The sequence below is a fragment of the Phyllobacterium sp. A18/5-2 genome (assembly GCF_025452215.1).
In the GTDB taxonomy this organism is placed as follows: Bacteria; Pseudomonadota; Alphaproteobacteria; order Rhizobiales; family Rhizobiaceae; genus Phyllobacterium; species Phyllobacterium sophorae.
In genome coordinates this window covers 2466620-2493162 of sequence record NZ_CP104966.1, presented here as the reverse complement: position 1 = coordinate 2493162, position 26543 = coordinate 2466620, and the positions used below count along the sequence as shown (strand labels likewise).

The following is a 26543-nucleotide window of genomic DNA, read 5'->3' as shown; positions in this document are numbered from 1 at the left end:
CGGTCTCAATTCTGGCGCGGCCTTCTCAGATCGAGAGTCATCGGAAATTCAGCCGATGGCGTTTCTTTCCTGAGCTCATATCCTCCGGCCGTATGCCCGCGTGGCTCAAACCGGGTCAGGCGGCGCGCCTCGGCCTCGTTCGAATTGACAGGAAACGTATCATAGCTGCGGCCGCCGGGATGTGCGACATGATAGACGCAACCGCCAATCGCCCGGCCCGACCACTGGTCGTAAATATCGAAGACCAGCGGCGTGTTGACCGGGATCATCGGATGCAAGCCCGAGCGCGGCTGCCAGGCTTTGTAGCGCACGCCGGCAACGGCGGTTCCATTGACGTCGGTCATTTTCAGCGGCACTTCCCGGCCGTTGCAGGCAACGCTGTAGCGCGCGGCATTGAAGCCTTCGACCTTGACCTGAAGCCGCTCAACCGAACTGTCGACAAAGCGGACCGTGCCGCCGATGGCCCCCTGTTCACCCATGACATGCCACGGCTCCAGCGCCTGCCGCAGTTCGAGTTTGACGCCCTCATTCTCGATTTCGCCGCAGAACGGAAAGCGGAATTCCAGCTGTGCCTCGAACCATTCGGGACGGAAATCGAAACCGTGCTGGCGCAGGTCCGCCAAAACATCGAGAAAGTCCTGCCAGACAAAGGCCGGCAGCATGAAACGGTCGTGCAAGGACGTGCCCCAGCGGACAAAGCTACCCTCGATCGGGCTGTTCCAGAACCGGGCGATCAATGCGCGAACGAGCAGCTGCTGTGCAAGGCTCATGCGTGCATTGGGCGGCATCTCGAAACCACGGAACTCGACGAGCCCCAGCCGGCCTGTCGGACCGTCGGGCGAAAACAGCTTGTCGATGCAAATCTCCGAGCGATGGGTATTACCGGTGACATCGACCAGCAGATTGCGGAAAAGCCGGTCCACCAGCCAGGGAAGCGGCGGCGTACCCCTGCCTGGTAACGGAACCTGTGCCATGGCGATCTCGAGTTCGTAAAGACTGTCGTGCCGCGCCTCGTCAAAACGCGGCGCCTGGCTGGTCGGGCCGATGAACATGCCCGAAAACAGGTAGGACAGCGAGGGGTGGCGCTGCCAGTGCAGCACGAGGCTCTTCAGAAGATCAGGGCGCCGCAGGAAAGGGCTGTTGTTCGGCGTTTCACCGCCGACGACCACATGATTGCCGCCGCCGGTGCCGGTGTGGCGGCCGTCGATCATGAACTTGTCGGCGCCAAGCCGGGTCTGCCGGGCTTCCTCATAGATCGCCGTCGTCGTCTCGACGCATTCGCGCCAGTTGGAGGCTGGATGGATATTCACCTCGATGACACCCGGATCGGGCGCAACGCGGATGACATTGATGCGATGATCCTGCGGCGGCCCATAGCCCTCGATATGGACCGGAAGACCGAGCTTTGCTGCGGCAGCTTCCGCGGCGCCAACCAGTTCCAGATAATCCTCCAGCGCCTCCACCGGCGGCATGAAGACGCTCAGGCGGCCGTCACGCGGCTCGACCGAGATGGCCGTGCGCACCGCGCCGCCGATTTCACCGAGTTCCTGTTCGACGCGCTCCTGTTGAGTGCCTTCGGCCGCGGTGAACGAAGCCACCGCCTGCGGCGCATCCCGCGCGGCCGGAGCTCCCGGTTGCGCTACTGAATCCGGCAGAGCATCGCGGTCGACCGATGGATCGAGCGGGACGATAAAAAGGATATTCCGATGGAGGAACATGCGGAAGAGAGCCAAGCGGCAGACGATAGCCAACAGGCGAATCCCCCGGCACCAGGAAAAGCTTGCCACGACGTGTCTTCCACTTTTCACTGCGCCAGCGCGGGCCGGCGGCTGCCTGGCTGTTCCAGCGCTGCACGGGCAGGACAAAGCCAGTTGGCTCGGTCAGACCGCGCTCGAAGACGCGGGCAATTCGACTGCGCTCTTCGGGGTCTTTAAGCTTTGAATTGGACGGATCGACATTTGCCGGAAGGTTGCCTTCCTTGACGATCCATTCGGCCGGATCCTCATAGGCAGGCGTGACCATCTCGTCTTCGACGCCGAGCACGCTGGCAATCCCGGTGAGAAGCTTTCCGGCATCGTCCGGCTTGACATTCGCCTTGCTGTTTTCCGGCGCAATCAGATCCGGATTGACCCAGATCGGCTTGCCGTCCTTGCGCCAATAGAGCGAAAAGGTCCAACGCGGCAGGCTTTCGCCGGGATACCATTTTCCTTGTCCATAATGCAGAAATCCACCCGGTGCGAAACGTTCGCGCAGACGGCGGATGAGCTTGTCGGCCTTGTCGCGCTTGGTCGGGCCGACAGCGTCCGTGTTCCATTCGCCGGATCTGAAATCATCGATGGAGACGAAGGTTGGCTCGCCGCCCATGGTAAGGCGTACATCCCGCTCCTTCAGAATACTGTCCACCTTTTTCTCCGAGCGCATCCAGCGCGGACCAGGATTCATCGGAGAACGGCTTGGTGATGCGGGGGTGCTCCGAAACGCGGGTGACACGCATGTCAAAGCCGAATTCGACATTGGCGGGTTCCGCCATGCCGGAAATCGGTGCGGCGTTACGATAATGCGGCGTAGCGGCAAGCGGCACATGACTTTCGCCTGTCAAAAGGCCCGACGTCGGATCGAGACCGATCCAGCCGGCGCCCGGCAGATAGACCTCGCACCAGGCGTGAAGATCGGTGAAATCCTTGTCGGTACCGGCAGGTCCGTCGAGCGAAACCAGATCAGGCTTCAGCTGGATCAGGTAACCCGAAACAAATCGCGCGGCGAGCCCGAGATGACGCAAGGCCTGCACCAGCAGCCAGCTCGAATCGCGGCAGGAACCGGTACGCACGTTCAGCGTCGTCTCGGGTTCCTGCACGCCCGTTTCCATGCGGATGACATAGCCGACCTCGCGCTGGATGCGCGCATTGAGATCCACCACAAAGTTCACGGTGTTGGTTGGTGTGCGATCGATCGTATCGAGAAACGCTTGCAGCAGCGGTCCGGCCGGTTCCGGCTTCAGATAAATCGAAAGGTCTTCGCTGATGTCTTGCGGATAGGTAAAGGGCCAGGTCTCCGCGACCGGCTCGACGAAGAAGTCGAACGGATTGTAGACAGTCATATCGGCGACGAGATCGACCTCGATCTTCAGCTCCGTCACGGGCTCCGGAAAGACGAAGCGGGCCAGGAAATTGCCGTAGGGATCCTGTTGCAGATTGACGAAATGATTGGCCGGACTGACCTTCAGCGAATGGCTCAACACTTTCGTGCGGGAATGCGGCGCGGGCTGAAGGCGGATGATCTGCGGCCCCAGCATGATGGGACGGTCATATTTGTAGTGCGTCAAATGATAGACTGCAGCGTGAATTGCCATGTCGCCTCAAATTGTTCTTCTAAATGCGCGTTCCCGAGAAACCTAGCGTACTCTATTGCGCAGTTCACGTCTTTAAATGCGGCTCTGCCAAATATTTTAGCACAATTAGAATTTGCCGCATTTACAAGCGTGCAGCGGCCAGTCGACCCACAACCCGCAACGTCATGCTGTTCACAACAATGCAACCTTGCATTCGTTGCCGCTCGCATTAAACCGAGCGACAGTTAGCGCATAACTTAAGGGCACCGCTTATCTCCCCCTTTGTGGGGGAGAAAGGATTTTCCTGGATTTAGCCTCTTTGCTAAATCCTTGGAAAATCCAAGAGAGGGGATTGAGAGATCCGTCAAGACACACCTCCAATCATTCGAACATACGCGCGGAAAATGCGCAGGGATGCAACTTTGGCGGAGAACATCCTGTGGCAAGCAATCCGAAACAATCAATTGGGCGGTTTGAAATTCAAACGGCAAGCGCCGCTTCTCGGCTACATAGTGGATTTCGCCTGCTTCAGATCAAGGCTGATTATAGAACTGGATGGGAGTCAACATTCAGGGTCCAACTCAGATGTGGAACGCGATAAATGTTTGAACGCATCAAGTTTCAAAACGCTGCGCTTCTGGAACGATGAGATCATTCGCAATCTGGACGGGGTATGTTCGCAGATTCTACACGAAGCCAACAAGCGACGAAGCGGAGTTCACATTCCCCTCTCGGGCGATTTCTAGCACTTGGCAAGGGCTAAGATGCTGAAATCGCTTTCTCCCCCGCAAGGGGGGGAGATAAGCGCCATCGAGGCAAATGAAACTGATTGCTTTGAGCATTTTTTCCTCTATTGATCGGTACTGATGGTTTCTTCGGCAAGACAACGCCGGAGATGAAAAGGGAACACGGTGAGGCGTACCCAATAGGGACCGAAACCGTGGCTGCCCCCGCAACTGTAAGCGGTGAGCGACGCCTGAACTATGCCACTGGTGATGAGCCGGGAAGGCAAGGCGAAGCCGAGACCCGCGAGCCAGGAGACCTGCCATCGAACCTGAAATTCGAACCGGACGGGGTGTGCCGGGAGCGATGCGATGTTTACCGCTGACGAGGGCCCGGACGTACGGGGCTGCCGGATAGCGGCTATATCTCGCGTGCGTTCCTGATTCCTGTCCTGACAAGTGGGCAGGCATGAACACCCGAACCCTCCCTCATCTGCCAATTCCATCCAGTGATTTCTTGATCACCGGCAAACAGAATCCCTTTACATACGTTATAACATTACTGTACGCATCCGTTACGCCAGTGGAATCCTGTTGCGTTACAATCTGCGGGAAACTTTGCCCATGAGCCATCTTGTCCTCAATGCCGACGCGGTGACATATCGCACCTCCGGCCAGACTCTCGTCGACGCGGCATCCCTGACAGTGGAATGCGGCTCCCGGCTGGCGATCATCGGTCCGAATGGTGCCGGCAAGTCGACTTTTCTGCGTATGCTCGCCGGTCTTCTGCAACCCACATCAGGCGATGTCTATGTGAACGGCAGCAGCATCAGCCGGTTGACGCCGCTTGCACGCGCGCAGCAGTTCGCCTTTGTCGGCCAGACCGACACGCCGGACCTGCAGCTGCTTGTCGAAGACTACGTCTCGCTCGGCCGTATTCCCCATATCGGCACCTTCACCAGGGCAAGGGACCGCGAAATCGTCGCGGAAGCGCTGCATCGCGCCGGGATTTTACCGTTTTCGCGCCGTTCCATTGGATCGCTTTCCGGCGGCGAGCGCCAGCGTGTGCAACTGGCGCGGGCGATTGCGCAAGCTCCCGCGGTGTTGTTCCTTGATGAGCCGACCAATCATCTCGATCCAAAGGCGCGCAGCGAACTCCTGTCGCTGGTGGCGGGGCTGGACGTGACGACAATCGCTGTCCTGCACGACCTGCCGCTGGTTGCGCCATTCGCCACCCATGTCGCGGTCATGCACAGCGCCCAGCTGGTGGCGGCGGGCACCCCCGACGAAACCCTGACGCCGCGCATCGTCAGCGACGTCTTCGACCTTGATGTCCTTCGCCTGCGTCATCCATCACAGGATCGCGAGCTGATGGTGTTCGAAACACCCGAAAAATCCGCACTTACCCACTCACGGAGTATCTGATGAAAAGAGCCGTCCTCGCCCTCGCCTTCGCGCTTCTGTCCGCACCTTCCTGGGCCTTTCCCGTTACCGTCGACAGCTGCGGCAAACCGCTGACCTTCGAAGCAGCACCGAAACGCGCCGTCATCCACGACATCAACATGAGCGAGATGGCATTTGCCCTCGGCCTCCAGCCGTCGATCGCCGGCGTTACCGGGATTACCGGCTGGTACAAGCTGGACGATGCCTTCAAGCAGCAGCAGGGCTCCATTCCGGAGCTCGCCCCCAAATATGCGACCCTCGAAAACCTTGTCGCAGCCAACCCGGATTTCTTCTTCGCCGGCTGGTATTACGGCATGAAGCCAGGCGGCGATGTCACGCCCGATACGCTGGCGCCCCATGGGATCAAGACGCTGGTCCTGACCGAAAGTTGCGTGCATCTCGACAAGAACCGCCCTGCCGCCTCGATGGACCTGCTCTACGGCGACATAACGAAACTCGGCCAGATTTTCGGTAAGGATGCGGAAGCCGAGAAACTGGTGTCCGGCTGGAAGGCGCAGCTTGCGGACATCAAAGAAGAATCAACAACACCGGCGATACCCGTGTTTTCCTTTACGATTCCGGTGAGGACAAGCCGTTCACGGCAGGCAAGTTTGCCATGCCCACGGCGCTGATCAGCGAGGCCGGCGGCACCAACATCATGGCCGACATGGAGACGAGCTGGGGCACCACCTCGTGGGAAACAGTCGCCGCCCGCAATCCGCAGTTCCTCATCCTGCTCGATTATCAGGATAATGCCGGATACCGGAAACTGCTCGACTTCCTCAAGGCGCACCCCGCCATGAAGGAGACCGACGCGGTGAAGAATGAGCGCTTCGTTGCCCTGCGCTATGCCGAGCTGACCCCCGGACCCGCCAACATCGAAGCGATCGAGAAAATCGCCAAAGCAATGCATCCGGAAGCCTTCTGAGTGATTATCTCCCCCTGGTGGCCGAAGGCGGGCCCGGGCGCCTTATCTCTCCCCTTGCGGGAGAGAAAGAGTTTTCCTGGATTTAGCCTCTTCGCTAAATCCTTGGAAAACTCAAGAGAGGGGATTTGAAGCGTACCATCGAAATCCCCTCTCTTGCGATTTCTAACACTTATCTGACGCTAAGATGTTGAAATCGCTTTCTCCCCCACAAGGGGGAGATAAGGGCAGCGTGCTTCCCACAAGGGAGATAATCGGTATCTGACGCCATGAATTAAGAGAACCCTTCCAATGTTTCCCGCTCGAATCAATCAACGCATAATGCTTGCTGCAGGGCTGATGCTTGTCATCGCCCTCGCCCTCTCCTCCATTGCCTATGGTTCGACGGTCATTCCACTGCCGGCGGTATTGAATGCGCTTGCCCATGCGGCCGGATTCAGCGACCTGACAACCAGCGGACCCATCGAGCGCATCGTCGTCGACCTTCGCCTGCCGCGCGTGGTGCTGGGGATTTGCGCCGGTGCGGGGCTCGGCATTATCGGCGCGATGCTGCAGACGGTAACGCGTAACGATCTCGCCGATCCCTTCCTGTTCGGGCTTTCCTCCGGGGCGGCCGCAGGCGCGGTCTCGGTGATCAGCATATTCGGTGACCGCTTCGGCATCTGGACCCTGCCGATCGCTGCTTTCAGCGGCGGCATGCTCGCGGCCATCATCGTGCTGTTGCTGGTGCGCCGCGTGCACGGCCAGGGACCGGAACGTCTGATCCTTGCCGGTCTCGCGGTCTCGTTCCTGTTTGCTGCGCTCACCAACTACATGGTGTTTTCCGGCGATCAGCGCGCCGCCCATTCCGTGCTGTTCTGGACACTTGGCGGATTAGGTCTCGCACGCTGGGATAATCTGCCGCTGGCGATGATCGGCCTCTTCGCCATCCTCGTCTACGCCCTCGCCAACCACCGCAATCTCGATGCGTTTCTCGCCGGCGAGAACACGGCGGAAAGTCTCGGCGTGCGCGTCACCCGCACCCGCAACACGGTGTTCATCGTCTGCGCGTTCTCCACTGCGATTTTCGTTTCGGTGGCGGGCGTGATCGGCTTTGTCGGCCTGATGATCCCGCATATCGCCCGCCGCTTCACTGGCCAGCTGCATGCGGGACTCGTCGTTACCTGCGCGCTGCTGGGTGCAATGCTGATCCTCCTCAGCGATCTTGCTGCACGGCTTCTGCTTGCACCGCAGGAACTGCCGATCGGCATCGTCACTAGCTCCGTCGGGGCCTTCTTCGTGGTGACGACATTGCTGCGCAGGCGGACGGGATAGCTCTAGAGCTTCCCGCGTGCCACGAAGCTGGGGTTGGCGAAATCTGCATCCTCTGCCTGGTTGCGGCGGCCATAGGTGAGCGGCTTGCCGTCGAGCGTCAGCGTTATCCCGCCCGCGGCACGCAGCACCGCGTCGCCAGCCGCCGTATCCCATTCCATCGTCCGGCTGAGCCGCGGATAGATATCCGCTTCTCCCCGCGCCAGCAGACCGAACTTGATCGACGAGCCGACCGACACGCAGTCGGCTATATTGAAATCCTTCAGATAGTCGTCCGTCTCCGGTGTGCGGTGCGAGCGGCTGGCAACGGCAATCATCTGTACCGGCGCAACCCGGCAGGAGATGGCCTTGCGCGATACGATCGTTCCGTTGTGATCGACCGTCACTTCCCCGGCGCCCTCGGGACCGCCAGTGAACAGCCAGCCTCGTACCGGCGCATAGACGATGCCAAGTACAGGCGCGCCGTTTTCGATCAGGGCGATATTGACGGTGAAATCGCCATTGCGATTGACGAATTCGCGCGTGCCGTCGAGCGGATCCACAAGATAAAAGCGCTCGCCGAGATCGCCGGGCACATGGCCGCCTGAGATCTCCTCTTCCGCGACGATCGGAATATCCGGCGTCAACCGGCGCAGCGCATCGACAATCATGGCTTCGGCCGCATGATCTGCTGCCGTCACTGGCGACTTGTCGTCCTTCAACGCAACGTCGCAGCCTTCCTCATAGATGCGCAGGATTTCAAGCCCGGCGGCGATCGCCGTGGTTTCAAAGATCTGAAGCAGAGCGGAGTGATTGAATTGCGAAAGCATCGTCACGGGATTTCCAGTTATAGCGCTGTTTATCTCCCCCTTGTGGGGGAGAAAGCGATTTCAGCACCTTGAGCCCTTCGCTCAGGTGCCAGAAATCGCAAGAGAGGGGATTTGCCTCACTGACTACCCCCTCACTTGGATTTTCCAAGGATCTAGCAAAGAAGCTAAATCCAGGAAAATCCTTTCTCTCCCGCAAGTGGAGAGATAGCCAGCGTTTAAATCGACCACGAACTTTGATCGTAATTGAAGATGATGCCGTGTTCAGTGAGCAGCTTTTCGACCTCCGAAGCAAGCTCTTCCGTCGTCCGGCCCACAGTCTTCAGGTGCAGCTCCGGATTTTCCGGGGGCTCGTAGGGCGAATCCACGCCAGTGAAATTCTTGATCTCGCCGCGCAGTGCCTTGGCATAGAGCCCCTTCGGATCGCGCCGGGCGCATTCCTCGAACGGCGTGTCGACGAAGATTTCCATGAACTCGCCATCGCTCAGCAATTCGCGCACCATCCGGCGCTCGGTGACAAAGGGCGAAATGAACGAGACCAGCACGATCAGGCCCGCATCCACCATCAGCTTCGCCACTTCGCCGACGCGGCGAATATTTTCCACCCGGTCTTCTTCGGTGAAGCCGAGATCGCGGTTAAGGCCGTGGCGCACATTATCGCCATCGAGGATATAAGTGTGCTTGCCCAGCGAGGACAGCCGCTTCTCGACGAGATTAGCGATGGTCGACTTGCCCGATCCGGAAAGCCCGGTGAACCACAGCACGGCCGGCTTCTGGTCCTTCTGCGCTGCGCGCGATGCCTTGTCGACGTCCAGCGCCTGCCAATGCACATTGGACGCACGGCGCAGGGCGAAATCGATCATCCCGGCGCCAACTGTTGCATTGGTCAGGCGATCGATCAGGATGAACGAGCCAGTCGAGCGGTTCGACTTGTAGGAATCAAACGCGATGGGCTCCTGCGTCGAGATATTGCAGACGCCCACTTCATTCAGGTCAAGCGATTTGGCCGCAACCTCGGCAAACGTATTGATATCGATCTCGATGTTTGAGGTCGGTGACGGTCGCAGTCACCTGGTCGGTCTCGGTCCGCAGGATATAGGACCGGCCCGGAATCAGCGCGTGTTCGGCAAACCATACCAGATGGGCGGCAAACTGGTCCGCTACTTCCGGCCGCGCTTCGGGAGCCACCAGCATATTGCCGCGCGATACCTCGATCTCGTCATCGAGCACAATCGTGACCGCCTGACCTTCGCTGGCCTTTTCGAGATCGCCGTCCCATGTAACGATGCGCTTGACCCGGGAAGACTTGCCGGATTTTGCGACGACAACCTCGTCTCCCGGCGAGACCGTGCCTGAGGCGATCGTGCCGGCAAACCCACGGAAATCAAGATTGGGCCGGTTGACGAACTGAACGGGGAAGCGGAAGGGACGCGCGGCATCGGCGCTGTCCAGCGGCACGTTCTCCAGATGCTGCAGCAGTGCCGGTCCCTTGTACCAGGGAAGGTTGGCAGATGGGCCGATCACATTGTCGCCAAAGCGCGCCGACAGCGGGATTGCCTGTATTGTGTTGAATCCAAGCTTGCTCGCAAACGCTTGATAATCCGCGACAATCGCGTCGAAGATGTCTTGCGAATAATCGACCAGATCGATCTTGTTGACGGCAAGCACAATGTTGCGAATGCCGAGCAGCGACGCGATGAAACTGTGCCGCCGCGTCTGGCGCAAGATACCCTGCCGCGCATCGACGAGAACAATCGCGAGATCGGCAGTCGACGCACCGGTGGCCATGTTGCGGGTATATTGCTCGTGCCCCGGCGTGTCGGCAACGATGAATTTGCGCTTCGGCGTCGAGAAGAAGCGATAGGCGACATCGATGGTGATGCCCTGTTCGCGCTCGGCTTCGAGACCGTCGACGAGCAAGGCGAAATCGATATCCTCGCCATTGGTGCCGTGCTTGCGGCTGTCATTGGTGAGCGCCGCCAGTTGATCCTCGAAGATCAGCTTGGTGTCGTAGAGCAGCCGGCCGATCAGCGTGGACTTGCCGTCATCGACGGAACCGCAAGTGAGAAAGCGCAGCAGCGATTTCTTCTCCTGTTCGGCCATATAGGCGCTGATCTCTTCGGCGGCTGACATTGCAGGTGAAATCTCGACTTGGGCCAATTTAGACATCAGAAATAGCCCTCACGCTTCTTCTTTTCCATCGAACCGGCCTCGTCCTTGTCGATCATGCGGCCCTGCCGTTCGGAGGTGCGGGAAACCAGCATTTCGCTGACGATCTCGGGCAATGTCGCCGCATCCGACTCAACAGCACCGGTCAGCGGATAACAGCCAAGCGTACGGAAGCGTACCATCTTCTCCTGCAGCACTTCGCCCGGCAGCATTTTCATCCGCTCATCGTCGCGCATGATCAGCATCCCGTCCCGTTCCACCACCGGACGTGACGCGGAAAAATACAGGGGTACGATCGGGATTTCCTCCTGCATGATGTACTGCCAGATGTCCAGTTCGGTCCAGTTGGAGATCGGAAATACCCGGATCGATTCGCCTTTGGCGACGCGCGTGTTGTAGATCTTCCACATTTCCGGCCGCTGGTTTTTCGGATCCCAGGAGTGCTGGGCGTTGCGGAACGAGAAAATGCGCTCCTTGGCCCGGGACTTCTCCTCGTCGCGCCGCGCGCCGCCGAATGCCGCATCGAAACCGTATTTGTCGAGCGCCTGCCTGAGCGCTACCGTCTTCATGATGTGAGTGTGCGTGTTGGAACCATGCTCGAACGGGCTGATGCCCTGCTCGATGCCTTCCTGGTTGCTGTGGACGAGCAGATCGAAGCCGAGACGCTGAGCTTCTGAATCACGAAACGCGATCATCTCCTTGAATTTCCACTTACTATCGACGTGCAGGAACGGAAATGGCGGCTTGGCCGGATAAAACGCCTTCATCGCCAGATGCAACATGACGGACGAATCCTTGCCGATGGAATAGAGCATCACCGGATTGGAAAATGTCGCCGCGACCTCACGGAAAATATGAATTGCTTCGGCTTCAAGACGCTGCAGATGCGTCAGGTTCTTGGTCATGAAAATCACTATCCACTGTGTTGCAGGGTATCAGCCAGGCAACAAACATCGATCCAAATTTTCGGCATCAAACGACGTGCCGGTACGTGCGGCCAACATAGTGGAAGGGGAAACATTAAGAAAAGGATGGTTTCACAAGGCGAGCGAAATCCGCGCCAATTTATTGCCGCGAAAGACAAAATATCAGAACGCTATTCCACTGAACGACGAAGTCGGCGTCGGGCTTTTTTAAAACCCGCCGTCCGTGGAAAATTCATCCAGCGCTTTATCACTACTCGATTAGTAGAGATTAGCAGGATCGACCGTCTTGTCAATGGACGCTGTCTGGCAAGAGCAAGAACGCTTCCTCCGTGATGTTTGCCTCTGCTGGCCACGACACTTCGACAGGTATAGACTCACGCTCTTGTTCTGAAGGGGTGCGACATGGAGGTTCCCCCGCTTGATCGGAAGCTGCTGGCGATCCTGGCAGCAGATATCGTTGGCTATTCGAGAGCGATGGAGGCCGACGAGGCCGGCACCATCGCGCGATTAAGAACCATGCGCGCCGATTTGATCGATCCCGCCATCGCTCGGCACCACGGCCGCACCGTTAAGCTGATGGGCGATGGCACGCTTGTCGCCTTCGACAGCGTTGTTGACGCGGTCGCCTGCGCCGCTGAGATCCAGAAGGGCATGGGCTCGCGCAATGCCAGATTGGCTGAACCTGATCGGTTGGTGCTGCGCATCGGGGTGAACCTGGGCGATGTGGTGCTGCTGGAAGGCGATGTGTATGGCGACGGCGTTAATGTGGCAGCGCGGCTTGAGCAGTTGTGCGCGCCAGGGGGCGTGCTGATATCGGGCACAGCCTTCGACCATCTCCAGGGCAAACTCGATTTCCCCCTCGATTTCGTCGGCGAGCAGCATGTGAAAAATATCGCGAGGCCCGTGCGCGTCTATCGCGTGCGGCTCGATGGCAAGAAAGCGCCGCGCCTGCGCGCCAAGATGCTCCCGCGCCCGGCGATGATGGGGATACTGGCCGCAATTCTTGCCTTCCTTCTCGCGGCAGGCACTTGGCAATTCTGGCCGGCCGCAATCGTCAGCGCCAAGCCGTCGATTGCGGTCCTGCCTTTTGACAACTACGGCGGCGATGCTGCGAGCGCGCGGCTCGCCGACGGTTTGACCGAAGACGTCATTACCGATCTTTCCCGCATGCGCGAGTTCGATGTGATTGCCCGCAATTCGACTGAACTCTACAAGGGCAAGTCGGCGGACGTGCGGCAGATCGGACGCGATCTGAAAGTCCGCTATGTGCTGGAAGGCTCGATCCAGCGCCAGGACGAGCGCATCCGCGCCACAGCACAGCTCATCGACACGACGACTGGCGCGCACGTTTGGTCGCAGAGTTGGGACAGACCCGAGCAAGACTTTTTCGCTGTTCAAACCGAAATCGCGAATCATATTTCCAGTCAGCTCGAAATGACCACGGGTCCGATCAAGAACGCTGACCTCGGTGTCGCGAGGCGAAAACAGCCGCAGAGTTTGACAGCCTACGAACTCACCCTTCTGGGAGTCGAGAAGCAGCTTAGCCCGACCGCTGAGAGCGTTGCGGAGTCGACCGAAATTCTCAAAAAGGCGGTCGCCATCGACCCGGGCTACGCCCGGGCTTGGTCCAGTCTCGCTGAGTCGTATAGTATGGCTGCAAATTATGGTGCCGACTGGGAAGGTTCGAACCGGGCGGCAATGGAAGCGGCTGAACGCGCCGTGGCGCTGGACCCGAACGATGACGCCACGCGTGCCGCGCTCGGTGAGATACTCGCCCATAACGGGGAGTTCGGCCGAGCCAAGACTGAACTCGACATCGCGCTGCGGCTCAATCCTGGTTCTTTTACGGTTCTCACCAACTATCTTAGCTGGGCGAGCGCTTTCGGTGAGCCGGCGCTTGGGGCGGAACTGGCTGATCGCGCGGTTCGGCTCAACCCCAACTATAAGCCGTGGGCAAGCGGCGGCCTGCGCTATGCCTATTTTATGGCCGGCCGCTACGAAGACGCGCTGAAGGTGATGGAGCGCCAGACTCCCGACAATTACAGCAAATACGCTTGGGCCGAACGCGCCGGCATCCTTGCGGTTCTCGGCCGGAAGGCAGAGGCGGAGGCAACCGTCAAGGAAGCCCTCCAGCGTTACCCGGACCTTACCATCGAAGCGATTTCCAATGACCAGGCCTTCAGTGCTGCCGAGCACCAGCGACATATCGAGACCATGCGGCTCGCTGGTTTCCCGCCCTGCGCCACGCCGGAAGCGCTGGCGAAACTCACCAAGCCTGTGCGGCTGGAAGAATGCAGTGCGGACCAGGACAAGTCGCCGAAGACGCCATAGAACAAGCTTAGCGCTGTTCTATGGCTGAAGGCGCGCAACGGATCCGTCAAACTCCTTGGCCGTCGCATAGGACTTCTGCGTGCCTTCGCGTGTAATGGAATCGCCCGCATAGAGCGCCGCTTTTCGGAGGGAAGCCTCGAGTTCACGGCTTTCCACATAATACCGCGCGAAGCTGCCGATGAATGCATCGCCTGCCCCTGTCGTGTCCTTCGGCTTGACCCTGAGCGGTTCGATGAGCGTCGAGATATCTGCAGTGATAAGCCGGGCGCCACGCGAGCCCAGCGTGACGATGACGGTCCGTATGCCCTTGTCGATCAGCGAGCGAGCCGCCGTTTCGATCTCGGCATCGGTACCGGTCGGCATGCCGGTCAGAAGGGCAAGCTCTGTTTCGTTGGGAACGAGGAACGTTGCCTTGACGACCTGCTTCGGATCGAGATCGGGCGCGGCTGGCGCCGGATTGAGGATCGTCTCGATGCCATGGCGATCGGCAAAGGCAATCGTGTGGTAGACCGTCTCCAGCGGCACTTCCAATTGCATCAGGATAAGATCGCAGCCCTTCAGATCTTCCGCCGCCGCGTCGATATCGGCGGGCTTGAGTTCATTGTTCGCGCCCTTGATGATGAGGATGGAATTCTCGCCGCTCTCGTCGACAAAGATCGGCGCAACACCGCTCGACTTGCCGGCAACAATGCCGACATGGGAGATGTCGACGCCATTGTCTTTGAGGTTCTTGATCGTGCTTTGACCGAAGACATCGTCACCGACCTTGGTGAGCATCATCACGTCGGCGCCAAGTCTTGCCGCGGCCACCGCCTGATTGGCGCCCTTTCCGCCGAACCCCATGAAGAATGACGGTGCTTCCAGCGTTTCGCCCGGTGCAGGCATGCGGATGATCGATGTGACGAGATCGGTCATGTTGCTGCCGACGACGGCGATACGATGTGCCATGATGGTCTTCCTCCTCGAAGCTGTTGGGCAATGTTCTATATCAATGATTTCCGCGAAAGAAACGCCTGACACGTCACATCGCTGTGGAATGCGTTTGAGCGCAATAGTCCGGAAATCGTGGAAGAGAAAGATTTGGCTGGGGCGGGAGGGTTCGAACCTCCGAATGGCGGTACCAAAAACCGCTGCCTTACCACTTGGCTACGCCCCAAAATATCATCGCCGATTTGAATTTTCCGCGTGATAGCGCGGCCTTATAACCTCTGGTTCCAGCTTGCGCAATGCGAATGATCGGCCAGTTTGTCGCTCTTCACAATTGTTTCCGCATAATTTTCATGAATGCCGGGACCGGACATTGGACTTAAGTCGGGATTCTATTCAGAGATGCATAGAGATAGGCTGGGGGCAAAGTTGAGTTTTGGCGGCGAAGCAGCAGCACTGTGCCAGCCGGTGCAATCAGGGGGATGGGTCTCCCTGGCTGAGGCATACGGCCAATATGCTGTCAAAACTTGGAGTGAAGCGAATGTGGTATCTACCACTAAGCATCACCCTGGAATTGCAAAAGACCCGTACGAGCTGGACACTCAAGGTACGGGTCTCATTTGCATTGTCTTAGGTTTGGAGGTGGGCTTCAGCCTGCCTCCTGACCAAGTCCACAATAACGCTTTTCAGATATTTTCCAACAGTGCTAAGTGCCATCTCTGAGCAAGCCCTGGGAATAAGGACGTGGATCCAGCATTGGCTACAATCATTTCTTCTTTTCTCGTCACCGCCATTGCAAGCGCGGTGCTGCTGGCGATCGTCATGCGCCTCCTCCCGGCTGATTTCCTTGGCGCGGCGGTTACAGAACGCTCCAATCACACCCAGGCCGCGAGGCAGCTTGGTGGTCTGGCCATTGTCCCAGCGATTCTCATATCTCTCTGGATTTATGCACCGGAGAACGGGCTCGACCGCCAATTTGTGGTCACCGCAACCATTGCCGCCCTTCTGCTGTGGATAACCGGTTTCCTCGACGACCGCCATCATCTGCCGGAGAGCATCCGGCTCGTATCGCAGCTCCTTGCTTCCGCCATTGCCGTCTATGGCCTTGGCCCGGATTTCCGCCTGCTGCCCGACCTTTTGCCGCTTTTTCTGGAGCGTGGCCTCCTTGTGCTGGCACTTGTCTATTTCATCAATCTGACCAACTTCATGGATGGCCTCGACCTGATGGTCGTCTCCGGTCTCGGCATACCTCTGGCGCTGCTGGCTGGCTTTTCTGCGTTTGGGCTTACCGCACTTGGCACGGGCAATCTCGCTGCGTCGATTGCTGGCAGCCTTGCTGGTTTCGCCGTCTTCAACCGGCCGAAAGCAAAGGTTTTTATGGGCGATTCCGGCAGCCTGCCCGTTGGCCTTCTGAGCGGCCTCGCATTCTTCCTCGTAGCTCGAGACATGTCGGTCTGGGCAGGGCTGATCCTGCCGCTCTTCTTCATCGCCGATGCAACATCGACACTGCTGATGCGGCTTGCTGCAGGCGAGAACATCCTTGCCGCCCATTCCCGGCACGCCTACCAGGTGGCCAAACGTTCGGGCTGGACGGTGTGGCAAGTCATCCTGAGCGTTGGAGCGCTCAATCTTGTTCTCGGCGCCTGTGCGCTTGCCTCGGCGCAGCATGGCCCGGTGCGTCTTGCCGGCATTCTCATGGCGCTCGTTGGCGTTGCGCTGCTCCTGTACCGTTTTCGCGGCAAGAAGCAGTTGCCGGCATGAGTCAGAGCCGGCGCAACAGTGCAGCAAGGTAAAGCCCTGCTTGGCCCTGCACCGTCTGCCGGTACACACCGGACTTGCGCAAATAGTAAAGCCGTTTGATGAAATTATCTGATCGCACCTTCCAGTAGAGGTCACAGATCGCTCTGGCTTCGCCGCTCAACAGATCACGATTGCGGACCAGCGCCTGGAGGTTGACATCCGCCTGTTCGGCAAAGCGGCCGGCTCGACGTCGCAGCGCCCGGGCAATCCAGGTGCGCCAACCCGTTTCAGGCTCCAGTTGACGCTCGCGCTGCATTGGGCGGGGGTCGCAATGAACAACGCCACCCGCACCGGAAACGATCAGGTATAGCCACCAGTCATGGCTATGAAACCCGGTCCTCCGGCAGGATTCCGCCAGAAGATCATGCGCCATCCTGTTGTAAAGCATCGTGTTTCCGGCCGCGATGTTCTGCACGAGTGCATTGCGGAAATCGGGCTCGCAACCGCACTGCGGCGATGTGCAGAACACCGAAGGCACGGCAAAAGCGTTTTGTTCGATCCAGCGAACGGAAACGGCGATCTTCTCCGCCTCCCACAGGCCGTCCTGGTCCGCAAAGGCGTAATAATCAGCCTGGTTTTCGGCGCTGACGATCAGGGAGCGGAAGTTCTCCGCCCGGCCTTCACCCGGTTGCTGAACGATACGCATCCGCCCCTTGGGCCAGCGCCCCGCCCAATCATTCAGGATGGCGACTGTCTCGTCGCTCGACCCGTCGTCCGACACCCACAGGTCGATGTCGGGATAGGTCTGGGCTGCAATGGAGGCCAACTGTCCATCCAGAAACGCCGCGCCATTGCGGGTTGCCATGAGGACGGCAACCGTTCCCGATGATGGTGTGCGTTTCAACAATGCTCAACCCTGGTTTGTCTTCGACTCGGCGCCGCCATTGTTTGACAGTCAAAATGGCCAAGAATGAGGTCCTGACCCCTAAGCGCTCGCGCCCTCGAACAGCAGCTTGCGAACCGCTTCCGTGTCCCGCTCATCGATCAGCCGGCGCAATTCAGCGACCGCTTCGGGCAAGTGACCGACGGAATTGACACTGCGCCTGGCACGGAGAATTTTCGAATGGATCGTCGGTGCAACGCCAACGGGATCGTAGAACAGCTCCTCGTGCAGCTTTTCGCCATCACGTATTCCCACGGTAACGATTTCGATGTCGCCTTCTGGGTGTGCGGCATCCTTGACCGATAGCCCGGCCAACAGGATCATGTTTTCGGCCAGGTCGCGTATGCGAACCGCCTCGCCCATCTCAAGCAGCAGAATATCGCCGCCCTCGGAAAGCGCCCCGGCCTGGATGATCAGTTCTGCGGCTTCGCGCACGGACATGAAATACCGCGTCATGTCGTCATGCGTTACGGTCAACGGACCCCCATGCGCGATCTGTTCGCGAAACAACGGCACGACTGAACCGCTCGACCCGATCACATTGCCGAAACGGACCGAAGCAAAGATCTGCCCGGTGCCTTGTTCGCTCGCTATATTGCCATGATAGCGCACGATCAGCTCAGCCCACCGCTTCGTCGCCCCCATGACATTCGACGGCCGGACTGCCTTGTCGGACGAGATGAGAACAAAATTGCGAACGCCAGCTTCGCGGGACATACCGGCCAATACATCCGTGCCGAGCACATTGTTGCGAGCGCCCTCAACAACATTCTCTTCGACCAGGGGAACGTGCTTGTATGCGGCGCAATGATAGACGTTCTCCACCTTGTGCTCGGCAAGGACGGACTTGATCAATGCCGCGTCGCTGATCGAACCGAGGACGGGCACGATCACGCAATCACTGATTGCCGTCAGTTCCCGTTGAAGCTGGTAAATACCGTGCTCGTTGACGTCGAAAATCACCAGCTTGGCCGGAGCAAGCTTGACGATGGTGCGGCAAAGCTCCGAACCGATCGATCCGCCGGCGCCGGTGACGAGGATGACCCGGTCCTCCACGGTCTTGTCGAGCAGGCTTGGGTCTGCGGGCACCGGCGAACGGCCAAGCAGATCGTCAATATCGATATCGCGCAGATGGCTGACAAGATATTTACCGGCCGTCAGGTCGGAAATCGCCGGCAAGATCCGCACCTTGACGTCGAGAGCCTTCAGCTTGCCAATCAATCTGCGGCGCTGAATGCCGCTTAAGGCAGATGTGGTCACGATCATCTCGTTTATGCCGAAATTATCGATCAGCGTCTCGAGCTGCGACGTCGGGTAGACGCGGATACCGAGGATATCCATGCCGTGAAGGCTTTTGTCATCATCGACAAAGCCGGCCACAAAAACCTCGTTCTGGCTCCTGAGCGCATTGGCCAATTGGCGGCCCGCATCACCCGCCCCGAAAATGAGACATTGTCTCTCCATGAGCTGCTGGCGAAGCGAGCTCCACAATATCCATTTGGCAGCGAACCTGCTGCCGCAGATAAGGCCGATGCTCAAGACCCAATAGAGGAATGGAATCGCACGGGGCACACCTTCGGCGCCGGTCATCAGCGTCAGGAACGCGAGGCAGACCCACAGAATCACGGATATTGTTACCGCCTGGATCATCGTCCAGATTGCCTTGTCAGGCAGATAGCGGATTACCGAACGATAGAGGCCGAAACGGACGAATACCGGCAGGCCGATCATCGGCGCAGCAACCATCAACAGGGCCTGCTCGCTGTTCGGTATGAAAAACGCACTGAATCTCAACAGATAGCTGAGCCAAACGGCGAATGTCAGCGTGACCACGTCGAAAGCGACAAGGATCAGTTGCTTGTAACGACGCGGCATCATCGAGATGCTTTGCCGAAAATTTTCCAATTTCATTGATCCTCGGTGCTTGAAACAAACGCCAGACCAGTAGCATAGGGTAATCAAAATGCAATGCTCGTCTGGTGATCAACCCCCACGTGCTTGGAAATCAACAGGAAACTCGTTGTGTTACGGATTGGAGAGAGGACGAGATCACGCCCGCCCTCCTTTCCTTAACGTGTGAATTGGACCCGGAACACGGCCCTCACCTCCGAGCTTACGGGCGAGCCCTCGCCTCAGCCGGAGCGGCCGATCCTGTATACCTGCCAGTCATGGTTTGATTTCTGCCAGGGCAGCGAATGCTGGGTTGCATCAAGCTGGCTGAAATGCCTTGCAAGGTTGTTGTCCTGACGGTTCCGCGGCAGGCGGTTTATCCAACACATATGGAAAGGCATTAATCTTGGTTGTCTTGGCGCAAAGCTGAAAGGACAGCCACATGGAACAGACATCAAATCTCAAACTGCCCTATATAGCGCCGTCCCAGGCGCAGAAACACGTCACCCATAACGAAGCCATTCGTGCGCTCGATGCTCTGGTTCAGCTGTCGGTGGCCGGCCGTAACGCTGCCGAACCGCCAGCGGAGCCTCAGGAAGGCGCCCGCTACATCGTTGCATCCGCCGCGTCAGGCCAATGGTCCGGCAAGGACAACCAGGTTGCCGCCTGGCAGGATGGAGCCTGGGCGTTCTTCGAGCCGCAGGAGGGCTGGTATGCCTGGGTGATGGAGGAGCGGACTTTCGCGGTCTTCAGTCAGGCGGCATGGAGTGGAGCAAAGGCGGGTACCAATCCTGTTCCAGCCGTTGGCATCAACACGATAGCCGATGAAACCAACCGGCTAGCGCTGAAAAGCCCTGCCTCACTGTTCGATCATGCCGGCCAAAGTCATCAGCTGAAGATAAACAAGGCGGATGACAATCAGGCCGCATCGCTATTGTTTCAGTCCAACTATCAGGGTTGCGCGGAAATGGGCACGATGTGGGGCCGCGACTTTCGAGATCAAGACCAGCGCCGACGGCGACCAATGGCACGATGCCTTGGTCGCCGACAACGCCAGCGGGTCGGTGCGGTTTCCCGGCGGCATTGCCAACGCCGCCACCGGCAAGAAGCAATCCGGCCTGATTTTCGTGCCCGCCACAGAGATGGAAGCCACCATTTATCAAACGGCGGGCAGCCAGAATCCCACAACCGCCAAGCTCGCATCGGTTGCCTCGGATATCCTGACCTTTACGACTGACGCCGTATCGGCGTTCTTCGGTTCGCCCATGCGGGGCATGGCGATGATCCGGATATGGAATGTAACCAGATCGCCCGCACAATCGGCCTGGGCCGAATGGGATACAACGTTGAATGGATTGCAGGTCAGTAGCGCCGATCACGTCAGGCAGTGGTCGGCCGGCGATACGATCCAGATCGTCGATCCAGTCAAAAAGAATATCGCCGTCGATATTTCTCCGATGATGCAGAAACTTCTGGGCGGCGTCTTTATGCAGGACGGCCTCCTGCTTGGCACCAAGGACGCAACAAACATGACCATCGCATGCAAGGACGCTTCGCCAGTATCATCGTCCAACCTCGCCTATTTCAGAGGGGATGAACAACGCAGCTTCAGCGTGATCGGGGTGTATGGATAAAGAAATAGACGGTGCCGATTATCTCTCCCCCTTGTGGGAGAGAAAGGATTTTCTTGGATTTAGCCGCTTTGCTAAATCCTTAGAAAATCCAAGAGAAGGGATTTTGATGGTGCGTTTCCCCCTCTCTCCCCGCAAGGGGGAGATAATCGGTGCTCAATTCTGCATCCTTCAAAGCTAACTCCCCCTGTAAGTCGAATAAGACCACGGCGTCACCAGCAAGGGCACATGGTAGTTCGCCTCGACATCGGAAATGGCAAAGCGGACGGGAACCTCGTCGAGAAAGGCTGGCGTATCAAGAGCAACCATCCTGTGCTTGAAATAATCCTCGACGAAGAAAATCAGTTCATAACGGCCAACCTTCATTTCGTCGGCCGAAAGCAAAGGCTCGTCCGTTCGCCCGTCCGCATTGGTTGCGAGTGTCTTGAGCAGCACCCGGCCACCTTCTTCGATGCGGTGCAAGGTGATTGCAATGCCCTCAGCGGGGCAGCCCGCCGCGGTATCGAGCACGTGCGTGGATAACTTTCCCATAAGAGCCCCCTTAGGCAATTAAATCGTGAAGGCGAAAACGCGCGATCAAAGCAATCTGCCGTAGTGCCTCTGCCACCTCTTCCCCGGCATTGTGGCTCAGGCGCTGGCGGAATGCTGCCATGATCGAGTGTTTGTCATGGCCGCGCACGCTCAGAATGAACGGGAACCCAAAACGACTCTGATAGGCATTGTTGAGCCGATGGAATTCCTCGAATTCATTGTCCGTCAGGCGGTCAAGGCCGGCTCCCTTTTGCTCGCTGGTGGATTCTGCCGTCAGGCTGCCCTGCCGCGCGGCCTTGCCGGCCAGATCCGGATGCGCGCGAATGAGCTGGAGCTGGGCGACCTGACCCGCTTTCTCAACGGCGGCCACCATTGCTCCATGCAGGCGGTCAACACTGGAAAACGGGCGCATCTGCAGCACTGCTTCTGGCACCCATGGCGAATGTTCGAATATCCTGCCGAGCGCCGCGATAAATTCCTCTGTGCTTGAATTGTTCAATTTTTCAAGCGTCATAGTCCCTCCCTCTCAACTCTTCATGCTTGCCCTTATTGAACGCAGGACATTTTCCGGCGTTGCCGGGGAGTCCAGCTGCGGCACCCCGCCTCTCATCGAAGCGATGGCGTCACGAATGGCGAGCCAGACCGAAATGCCCAGCATCAGCGGCGGCTCGCCGATCGCCTTGGAACGGAACACAGTCTCCTCCCGGTTCGGCATATTGTCGAGAATACGGACATTGAATTCCGGCGGCACGTCGCGCGATCCCGGTATCTTGTAAGTCGATGGCCCGACGGTCCGCAGGCGCCCGGACTTGTCCCACCACAGTTCCTCGCACGTCACCCACCCCATGCCTTGCACGAAAGCACCTTCGATCTGGCCAAGATCGATGGCTGGGTTCAGCGGCGAGCCGACATCCTGCAGAATGTCGGCGCGCAGGCAGCGCGTTTCGCCGGTCAGCGTATCGATCGCGACTTCCGCCACCGCCGCGCCGTAACTGAAATAGAAGAAGGGCCGGCCCTTCATCGTCTTGCCATCCCAGTGTATTTTCGGCGTCGCATAGTGTCCGGCTTCTGAAAGCTGAACCCTCTTGGCCCAGGCCATTTTCGCCAGTTCACCGAACGAAATCGATTCGTTACCGGCGTGGACCCGGCTTTCGCGATAAACGATCACGTCCTCTTCCACATCGAAATGCTCGGCCGCTACCCTCGTCATGCGCGCCTTGATGGCCGTCGCCGCCTTGAAGGCGGCCATGCCATTCAGGTCCGAGCCGGTAGAGGCAGCCGTCGCACTGGTGTTCGGTACCTTGCCGGTAGCGGTCGAAGAGATACGCACCATATCGAGGTCTACCTGAAACACCTCGGCAACGACCTGCGCAACCTTGACGAAAAGGCCCTGCCCCATTTCCGTGCCGCCATGATTGAGGAAGATCGACCCGTCCAGATAGACGTGCACCAGCGCACCGGCCTGATTGAGCGATGTCAGATTGAACGAGATACCGAACTTGACCGGCATCATCGCCAGTCCGCGCCGGATCACCGGATTTTCTGAATTGTGCGCATCGATTGTCGCGCGGCGGCGCTGCCAGTCAGCCGAAGCCATAACCGCCTGCGTCACCTCGACAAGACGATTGTCCTCGACCTTCTGGCCGTAGGGGGTCATGTCCCCCGTATCTTCGCCATAGTAGTTGATGGCGCGGACATTGTTGGGGTCGAGCTTCAACTCACGGGCGATCGTATCGATAACGCATTCGATGGTGATAATGCCCTGCGGCCCGCCAAAGCCGCGAAACGCCGTGTTGGAGACAGTGTTGGTCTTGCAGGCATGGCCGATGAAGCGCGCATGGGGAATGTGGTAAGAATTATCGGTATGGGTGAGTGTACGGGTGATAACGGGCCCGGTCAGATCCGGCAGATTGCCGGCCCGCGCCAGATACTCAACATCGAGGCCGAGAATGCGGCCCCGGTTGTCCACCCCGACCTTCCAATTGGCGACGTAGTCGTGGCGCTTGCCCGTCCCCGCCATATCATCGCGGCGCTTCAGCCTCATCTTGCAAGGCTTGCCGGTCTTGGCCGCGATCAGCGCCGCGGCACCGGCGATGATCGTCGGCTGGCTTTCCTTGCCGCCGAACCCCCCGCCCATGCGGCGCACCTGGCATTCCACTGCATTGGCGTGGATGCCAAGAATACCCGCTACGTGGTGCTGCACCTCGGTTGGGTGCTGCGTCGAGGAATGCACGAGCATTTCGCCGTTCTCGCCGGGAATGGCATAGGCGATGTGGGTTTCCAGGTAGAAATGATCCTGCCCGCCCATGCGCAGCTTGCCGGAAAACACGTGCGGCGCCCTGGCCAGGGCGGTATCGACGTCACCGTCGATAACCTCCTGCGGCGGCAGGACATAGCTCCTGCGCCGATGCGCTTCTTCCACATCGAGCACCGGCTCCAGGGGTTCGATATCCAGTTTGACCAGCTTTGCGGCGCGATAGGCCGTCTCGAAATCGTGTGCCGCGACGACAGCGATCACCCGGCCCTCATGATCGACGATGTCTTCGGCGAAGAGTGTCTCGCCATGAAGAATCGGCCCGACTTCATTGTGTCCGGGCACGTCTTTCGCCGACCAGACGCCTGCAACGCCTTGCACTGCCAGCGCTGCGGATGCGTCAAAGCCCTTCAGCGTGCCATGGGCGACCGGCGACAATACAAAGGCCGCATGCAGTGTGCCCGGCAGTTCCGGCATGTCGTCGATGTAATTCGCCTCACCCGAGACATGGCGCGCGGCGCTGTCATGGGCAATGCCTTTGCCGACGATACTGCGGTGGACGACCTTGGCGTCGATATTCATAGCGCCATCACCTCCACGGTCTCGCCAGCCACATCGCGCCAGAACCGCTCGGCGAGATTTGCCGCCACCTTCAGCCGGTAATCGGCGCTGCCGCGCCAGTCGGTGAGCGGCTTGAATTGCGCCGTAATCGCAGCAGCGCAGGCGTCGATTGCTTTGCGGTCAAAGCTGCTGCCGACCAGTGCCTGTTCCGCCTGGCCGGCGCGCTGCGGCGTCGCTGCCATGCCGCCATAGGCGATGCGGGCGCTGCGCACCTGCCCCTCCTCGCGGACAATCGAAAATGCCGCGCAGACTGTCGAGATATCCTGATCGTAACGCTTGGAGATCTTGTAGACGCGGAACTCCTGTCCCTCGCCTGGCTTGGGGATCGACACCGATGCGATCACCTCGTCGGGGCGCAATTCTGTCTTGCGATAGTAGAGGAAGAAGTCTTCGAGCGGCAGGAAGCGATGGCCGCTCAACGATGCAAGTTCCACCTCGGCGCCAAGCGCAATCAGCGCGGGCGGACCATCGCCAATCGGGCTCGCCGTGCCGATATTGCCGCCGATCGTTCCCATGGAGCGTATCTGTGTCGAGCCGAAGCGGCGGATGAGCGTGGCGAAGGACGGGTAGAAGCCCGCGACCCGTTCCAGCACTTCTTCCCACGTCACCGCAGCGCCGAAACTCAGATGATTTTCCGTTTCGCGGACCGCACGCAGTTCACTCACATGGGCAAGCGAGACCACCTCGTCCCAGCCGGAATGATAATCCGCCAGCGCAACGCCGAGATCCGTGCCGCCGCCGAGCAGGATCGCCTCCGGCCTCTCCTTGCGCAGCTGCAGGAGAACATTGAGCGAAGCCGGCTGGTGGAATGTCGCGCCGGAAGCCGAGATCGTTGCGTGCGGTTCGATCTTTGCGAAGGCGGCCACCTGCGGCCCGGCGATCTTCGCGCCGCCGGCGCGAGATCACCTTGCGTCCGGCTTCGACGATGGGCCGGTAGCCGGTGCAGCGGCAGAGATTGCCCGCCAGCGCATCGTGAATATCGTCGTCATTGGCCCCGGCTTTGCCCGCCGCAAGACCAGCCAGCGAAATCACGATACCCGGCGTGCAGAAGCCGCATTGCGAGGAACCGTTTTCCGCCATCGCCTCCTGCACCGGGTGCAGTTGCTCGCCCTTCAGACCCTCGACAGTCACCAGCGCACGGCCGTCGATCTGGCCCATGGCGAGAATGCAGCTATTGGCGGCGTGGTAATGAACCTCGCCCTCATGGTGCGTTTCCTCACCCTGAGTTTGTCGAGGGGCGAACCACGGATCGCCGATCAGCACCGAGCAAGCCCCGCAATCGCCCTCGGCGCAACCTTCCTTGGTACCGGTCAGACGCGGCGTACTGCGCAGCCAGTCCAGCACTGTCATATCCGGCCGGACCGAGGCTTCCTGCTTTTGACCATTGAGAAAAAAACGTATTGTTTGTGACATGGCTGGCAGCTTCGACCGGCTGCGCGCGGGCGTCAAGAGGGTTGGGGATTGTCAATCCTGTAGACCACATCGTCAAAGAAAAACTCTTCGAGATTATTCCCCTCGCCGCCGCGATCGATCACGAGAAAATCCGACGTTTCTTCCAGTGAAATCAGCGGGTGATGCCAGACATTGCGGCCATAATTGACGCCCTGATTTCCCTTGCACAGAAAGGCGACGGGGTGTCTGGGCCGTCCTTCCTCATCTTCCGCCACGACGGCCAGAAACGGCCGGTTCTGCAGCGGCATGAAGGCTTGGCTGCCAAGCGGATGGCGTTCCAGCATCGTTATATCAATTGGCGTCCCAAAAGCCTTGCCCCGGAAGATGTTGACCAGCACCCGCGCAGCTGCGCCCGTAACATCGAGATTGGCGAGATCGTGATACCGTTCCGTCGTGCCATTGTTGATGAGGCGCAGTTCGGCACCTTCGGTTTCGATCACATCGCCGTAGGGCGCGAACAACGCCTTCGTCAGCGGCCGGACATCAATGCTTGCAATCCTCATATCGGAGACCTCTGAGAATTCGGCCTGGTGAGGCAGCTGGTGTGGGTTTCGAGAACCGGAGCGCAGCGGACATATGGGTGAGCACCGGAA

At 58.9% G+C, this 26543-nt stretch carries 20 protein-coding genes, 1 tRNA gene, 3 pseudogenes and 1 riboswitch; of the genes and pseudogenes, 10 read left to right on the top strand and 14 right to left on the bottom strand.

Features of this window, described 5'->3' with window-relative positions:
- Positions 1-5 precede the first annotated feature (5 nt).
- Positions 6-3349: pseudogene (locus N8E89_RS12340) on the bottom strand (DUF2126 domain-containing protein).
- 401 nt (positions 3350-3750) lie between these two features.
- Between N8E89_RS12340 and N8E89_RS12335 the strand changes: the two are divergent.
- The 4 genes and pseudogenes from N8E89_RS12335 (at position 3751) to N8E89_RS12315 (ending at position 7732) form a co-directional block, all read left to right on the top strand.
- Positions 3751-4074 (top strand): endonuclease domain-containing protein, encoded by a 324-nt coding sequence (locus N8E89_RS12335; RefSeq protein WP_315975647.1) that lies wholly within the window; start codon positions 3751-3753, stop codon positions 4072-4074.
- A gap of 104 nt (positions 4075-4178) precedes the next feature.
- Positions 4179-4393, top strand: a riboswitch (cobalamin riboswitch).
- A gap of 281 nt (positions 4394-4674) precedes the next feature.
- Positions 4675-5475 carry an ABC transporter ATP-binding protein gene (locus tag N8E89_RS12330; RefSeq protein WP_106666466.1) on the top strand — a complete coding sequence of 267 codons (801 nt, stop codon included), beginning with the start codon at positions 4675-4677 and terminating at the stop codon, positions 5473-5475.
- A pseudogene (locus tag N8E89_RS12325) lies at positions 5475-6421 on the top strand (ABC transporter substrate-binding protein). The gene N8E89_RS12330 and the pseudogene N8E89_RS12325 overlap by 1 nt, the downstream one beginning before the upstream one ends.
- Before the next feature lie 288 nt (positions 6422-6709).
- Positions 6710-7732: a FecCD family ABC transporter permease gene (locus N8E89_RS12315; protein ID WP_106666464.1), complete on the top strand. Its 1023-nt coding sequence runs from the start codon at positions 6710-6712 to the stop codon at positions 7730-7732.
- A gap of 2 nt (positions 7733-7734) precedes the next feature.
- On the opposite strand, the gene cysQ is transcribed toward N8E89_RS12315, so the two are convergent.
- The 3 genes and pseudogenes from cysQ to cysD all read right to left on the bottom strand — a co-directional run bounded on the left by cysQ (position 7735) and on the right by cysD (position 11609).
- Entirely contained in the window at positions 7735-8538 is an 804-nt protein-coding gene (gene cysQ, locus N8E89_RS12310) for a 3'(2'),5'-bisphosphate nucleotidase CysQ (RefSeq protein WP_106666463.1), read from the bottom strand.
- 215 nt (positions 8539-8753) lie between these two features.
- A pseudogene (gene cysN, locus N8E89_RS12305) lies at positions 8754-10668 on the bottom strand (sulfate adenylyltransferase subunit CysN).
- A 35-nt stretch (positions 10669-10703) separates the two neighbouring features.
- Positions 10704-11609 (bottom strand): sulfate adenylyltransferase subunit CysD, encoded by a 906-nt coding sequence (gene cysD / locus N8E89_RS12300; RefSeq protein WP_106666461.1) that lies wholly within the window; start codon positions 11607-11609, stop codon positions 10704-10706.
- On the opposite strand from cysD, the gene N8E89_RS12295 reads away from it, so the two are divergent.
- Both N8E89_RS12295 and N8E89_RS12290 read left to right on the top strand, forming a co-directional pair.
- The gene (locus N8E89_RS12295) at positions 11608-11841 is read left to right on the top strand and encodes a hypothetical protein (protein WP_106666460.1); all 234 of its coding nucleotides are present in this window, start codon (positions 11608-11610) and stop codon (positions 11839-11841) included. The genes cysD and N8E89_RS12295 overlap by 2 nt on opposite strands.
- Before the next feature lie 191 nt (positions 11842-12032).
- Complete coding sequence (locus tag N8E89_RS12290) at positions 12033-13961, top strand: adenylate/guanylate cyclase domain-containing protein (RefSeq protein WP_106666459.1); 1929 nt, start codon at positions 12033-12035, stop codon at positions 13959-13961.
- Positions 13962-13979: 18 nt separating this feature from the next.
- On the opposite strand, the gene rbsK is transcribed toward N8E89_RS12290, so the two are convergent.
- Complete coding sequence (rbsK, locus tag N8E89_RS12285) at positions 13980-14909, bottom strand: ribokinase (RefSeq protein WP_262260032.1); 930 nt, start codon at positions 14907-14909, stop codon at positions 13980-13982.
- A gap of 133 nt (positions 14910-15042) precedes the next feature.
- Positions 15043-15117: transfer RNA gene (locus N8E89_RS12280), tRNA-Gln, on the bottom strand.
- 527 nt (positions 15118-15644) lie between these two features.
- Here N8E89_RS12280 and N8E89_RS12275 point away from each other — a divergent pair.
- On the top strand, positions 15645-16649 hold the full coding sequence (locus N8E89_RS12275) for an MraY family glycosyltransferase (RefSeq protein WP_106666531.1): 1005 nt from the start codon (positions 15645-15647) through the stop codon (positions 16647-16649).
- Position 16650: 1 nt separating this feature from the next.
- Here N8E89_RS12275 and N8E89_RS12270 read toward each other — a convergent pair whose 3' ends face one another.
- Together N8E89_RS12270 and N8E89_RS12265 are read right to left on the bottom strand one after the other, a co-directional pair.
- On the bottom strand, positions 16651-17532 hold the full coding sequence (locus tag N8E89_RS12270) for a glycosyltransferase (protein ID WP_262260031.1): 882 nt from the start codon (positions 17530-17532) through the stop codon (positions 16651-16653).
- A gap of 81 nt (positions 17533-17613) precedes the next feature.
- Entirely contained in the window at positions 17614-19482 is a 1869-nt protein-coding gene (locus N8E89_RS12265; protein WP_106666455.1) for a polysaccharide biosynthesis protein, read from the bottom strand.
- 421 nt (positions 19483-19903) lie between these two features.
- On the opposite strand from N8E89_RS12265, the gene N8E89_RS12260 reads away from it, so the two are divergent.
- The 3 genes from N8E89_RS12260 to N8E89_RS12250 are packed head-to-tail and all read left to right on the top strand — an operon-like array spanning position 19904 to position 21273.
- Positions 19904-20698 carry a DUF2793 domain-containing protein gene (locus tag N8E89_RS12260; RefSeq protein WP_262260030.1) on the top strand — a complete coding sequence of 265 codons (795 nt, stop codon included), beginning with the start codon at positions 19904-19906 and terminating at the stop codon, positions 20696-20698.
- A gap of 43 nt (positions 20699-20741) precedes the next feature.
- Positions 20742-21095, top strand: coding sequence for a hypothetical protein (locus tag N8E89_RS12255; RefSeq protein WP_262260029.1), 354 nt, complete (start codon positions 20742-20744; stop codon positions 21093-21095).
- A complete protein-coding gene (locus N8E89_RS12250) occupies positions 21088-21273 on the top strand; it encodes a hypothetical protein (protein WP_262260028.1) in 186 nt (61 codons plus the stop codon). Before N8E89_RS12255 ends, N8E89_RS12250 begins: the two co-directional genes overlap by 8 nt.
- Here the strand turns inward: N8E89_RS12250 and uraH are convergent.
- The 6 genes from uraH to N8E89_RS12220 are packed head-to-tail and all read right to left on the bottom strand — an operon-like array spanning position 21270 to position 26453.
- Positions 21270-21623 carry a hydroxyisourate hydrolase gene (gene uraH, locus N8E89_RS12245; protein ID WP_106666453.1) on the bottom strand — a complete coding sequence of 118 codons (354 nt, stop codon included), beginning with the start codon at positions 21621-21623 and terminating at the stop codon, positions 21270-21272. The genes N8E89_RS12250 and uraH overlap by 4 nt on opposite strands.
- Before the next feature lie 10 nt (positions 21624-21633).
- Positions 21634-22137 (bottom strand): 2-oxo-4-hydroxy-4-carboxy-5-ureidoimidazoline decarboxylase, encoded by a 504-nt coding sequence (uraD, locus tag N8E89_RS12240; RefSeq protein ID WP_262260025.1) that lies wholly within the window; start codon positions 22135-22137, stop codon positions 21634-21636.
- Between the two features lie 12 nt (positions 22138-22149).
- A complete protein-coding gene (gene xdhB, locus N8E89_RS12235) occupies positions 22150-24459 on the bottom strand; it encodes a xanthine dehydrogenase molybdopterin binding subunit (protein WP_106666451.1) in 2310 nt (769 codons plus the stop codon).
- Positions 24456-25247 (bottom strand): FAD binding domain-containing protein, encoded by a 792-nt coding sequence (locus N8E89_RS12230; RefSeq protein WP_262261889.1) that lies wholly within the window; start codon positions 25245-25247, stop codon positions 24456-24458. Before N8E89_RS12230 ends, xdhB begins: the two co-directional genes overlap by 4 nt.
- A complete protein-coding gene (locus N8E89_RS12225; protein WP_262260022.1) occupies positions 25156-25911 on the bottom strand; it encodes a 2Fe-2S iron-sulfur cluster-binding protein in 756 nt (251 codons plus the stop codon). Before N8E89_RS12225 ends, N8E89_RS12230 begins: the two co-directional genes overlap by 92 nt.
- 32 nt (positions 25912-25943) lie before the next feature.
- The gene (locus N8E89_RS12220) at positions 25944-26453 is read right to left on the bottom strand and encodes an ureidoglycolate lyase (protein ID WP_106666449.1); all 510 of its coding nucleotides are present in this window, start codon (positions 26451-26453) and stop codon (positions 25944-25946) included.
- Positions 26454-26543: the final 90 nt, after the last annotated feature.

What these genes read in the sequence shown, in the direction of transcription:
- N8E89_RS12290 (WP_106666459.1), top strand. Translation starts at nt 12,033, where the DNA reads ATGGAGGTTCCCCCGCTTGATCGGAAGCTGCTGGCGATCCTGGCAGCA.
- N8E89_RS12295 (WP_106666460.1), top strand. Translation starts at nt 11,608, where the DNA reads ATGAAAATCACTATCCACTGTGTTGCAGGGTATCAGCCAGGCAACAAA.
- cysQ (WP_106666463.1), bottom strand. Translation starts at nt 8,538, where the DNA reads ATGCTTTCGCAATTCAATCACTCCGCTCTGCTTCAGATCTTTGAAACC.
- N8E89_RS12260 (WP_262260030.1), top strand. Translation starts at nt 19,904, where the DNA reads ATGGAACAGACATCAAATCTCAAACTGCCCTATATAGCGCCGTCCCAG.
- rbsK (WP_262260032.1), bottom strand. Translation starts at nt 14,909, where the DNA reads ATGGCACATCGTATCGCCGTCGTCGGCAGCAACATGACCGATCTCGTC.
- N8E89_RS12250 (WP_262260028.1), top strand. Translation starts at nt 21,088, where the DNA reads ATGGATAAAGAAATAGACGGTGCCGATTATCTCTCCCCCTTGTGGGAG.
- N8E89_RS12265 (WP_106666455.1), bottom strand. Translation starts at nt 19,482, where the DNA reads ATGAAATTGGAAAATTTTCGGCAAAGCATCTCGATGATGCCGCGTCGT.
- xdhB (WP_106666451.1), bottom strand. Translation starts at nt 24,459, where the DNA reads ATGAATATCGACGCCAAGGTCGTCCACCGCAGTATCGTCGGCAAAGGC.
- uraD (WP_262260025.1), bottom strand. Translation starts at nt 22,137, where the DNA reads ATGACGCTTGAAAAATTGAACAATTCAAGCACAGAGGAATTTATCGCG.
- N8E89_RS12315 (WP_106666464.1), top strand. Translation starts at nt 6,710, where the DNA reads ATGTTTCCCGCTCGAATCAATCAACGCATAATGCTTGCTGCAGGGCTG.
- cysD (WP_106666461.1), bottom strand. Translation starts at nt 11,609, where the DNA reads ATGACCAAGAACCTGACGCATCTGCAGCGTCTTGAAGCCGAAGCAATT.
- uraH (WP_106666453.1), bottom strand. Translation starts at nt 21,623, where the DNA reads ATGGGAAAGTTATCCACGCACGTGCTCGATACCGCGGCGGGCTGCCCC.
- N8E89_RS12220 (WP_106666449.1), bottom strand. Translation starts at nt 26,453, where the DNA reads ATGAGGATTGCAAGCATTGATGTCCGGCCGCTGACGAAGGCGTTGTTC.
- N8E89_RS12255 (WP_262260029.1), top strand. Translation starts at nt 20,742, where the DNA reads ATGATCCGGATATGGAATGTAACCAGATCGCCCGCACAATCGGCCTGG.
- N8E89_RS12330 (WP_106666466.1), top strand. Translation starts at nt 4,675, where the DNA reads ATGAGCCATCTTGTCCTCAATGCCGACGCGGTGACATATCGCACCTCC.
- N8E89_RS12225 (WP_262260022.1), bottom strand. Translation starts at nt 25,911, where the DNA reads ATGTCACAAACAATACGTTTTTTTCTCAATGGTCAAAAGCAGGAAGCC.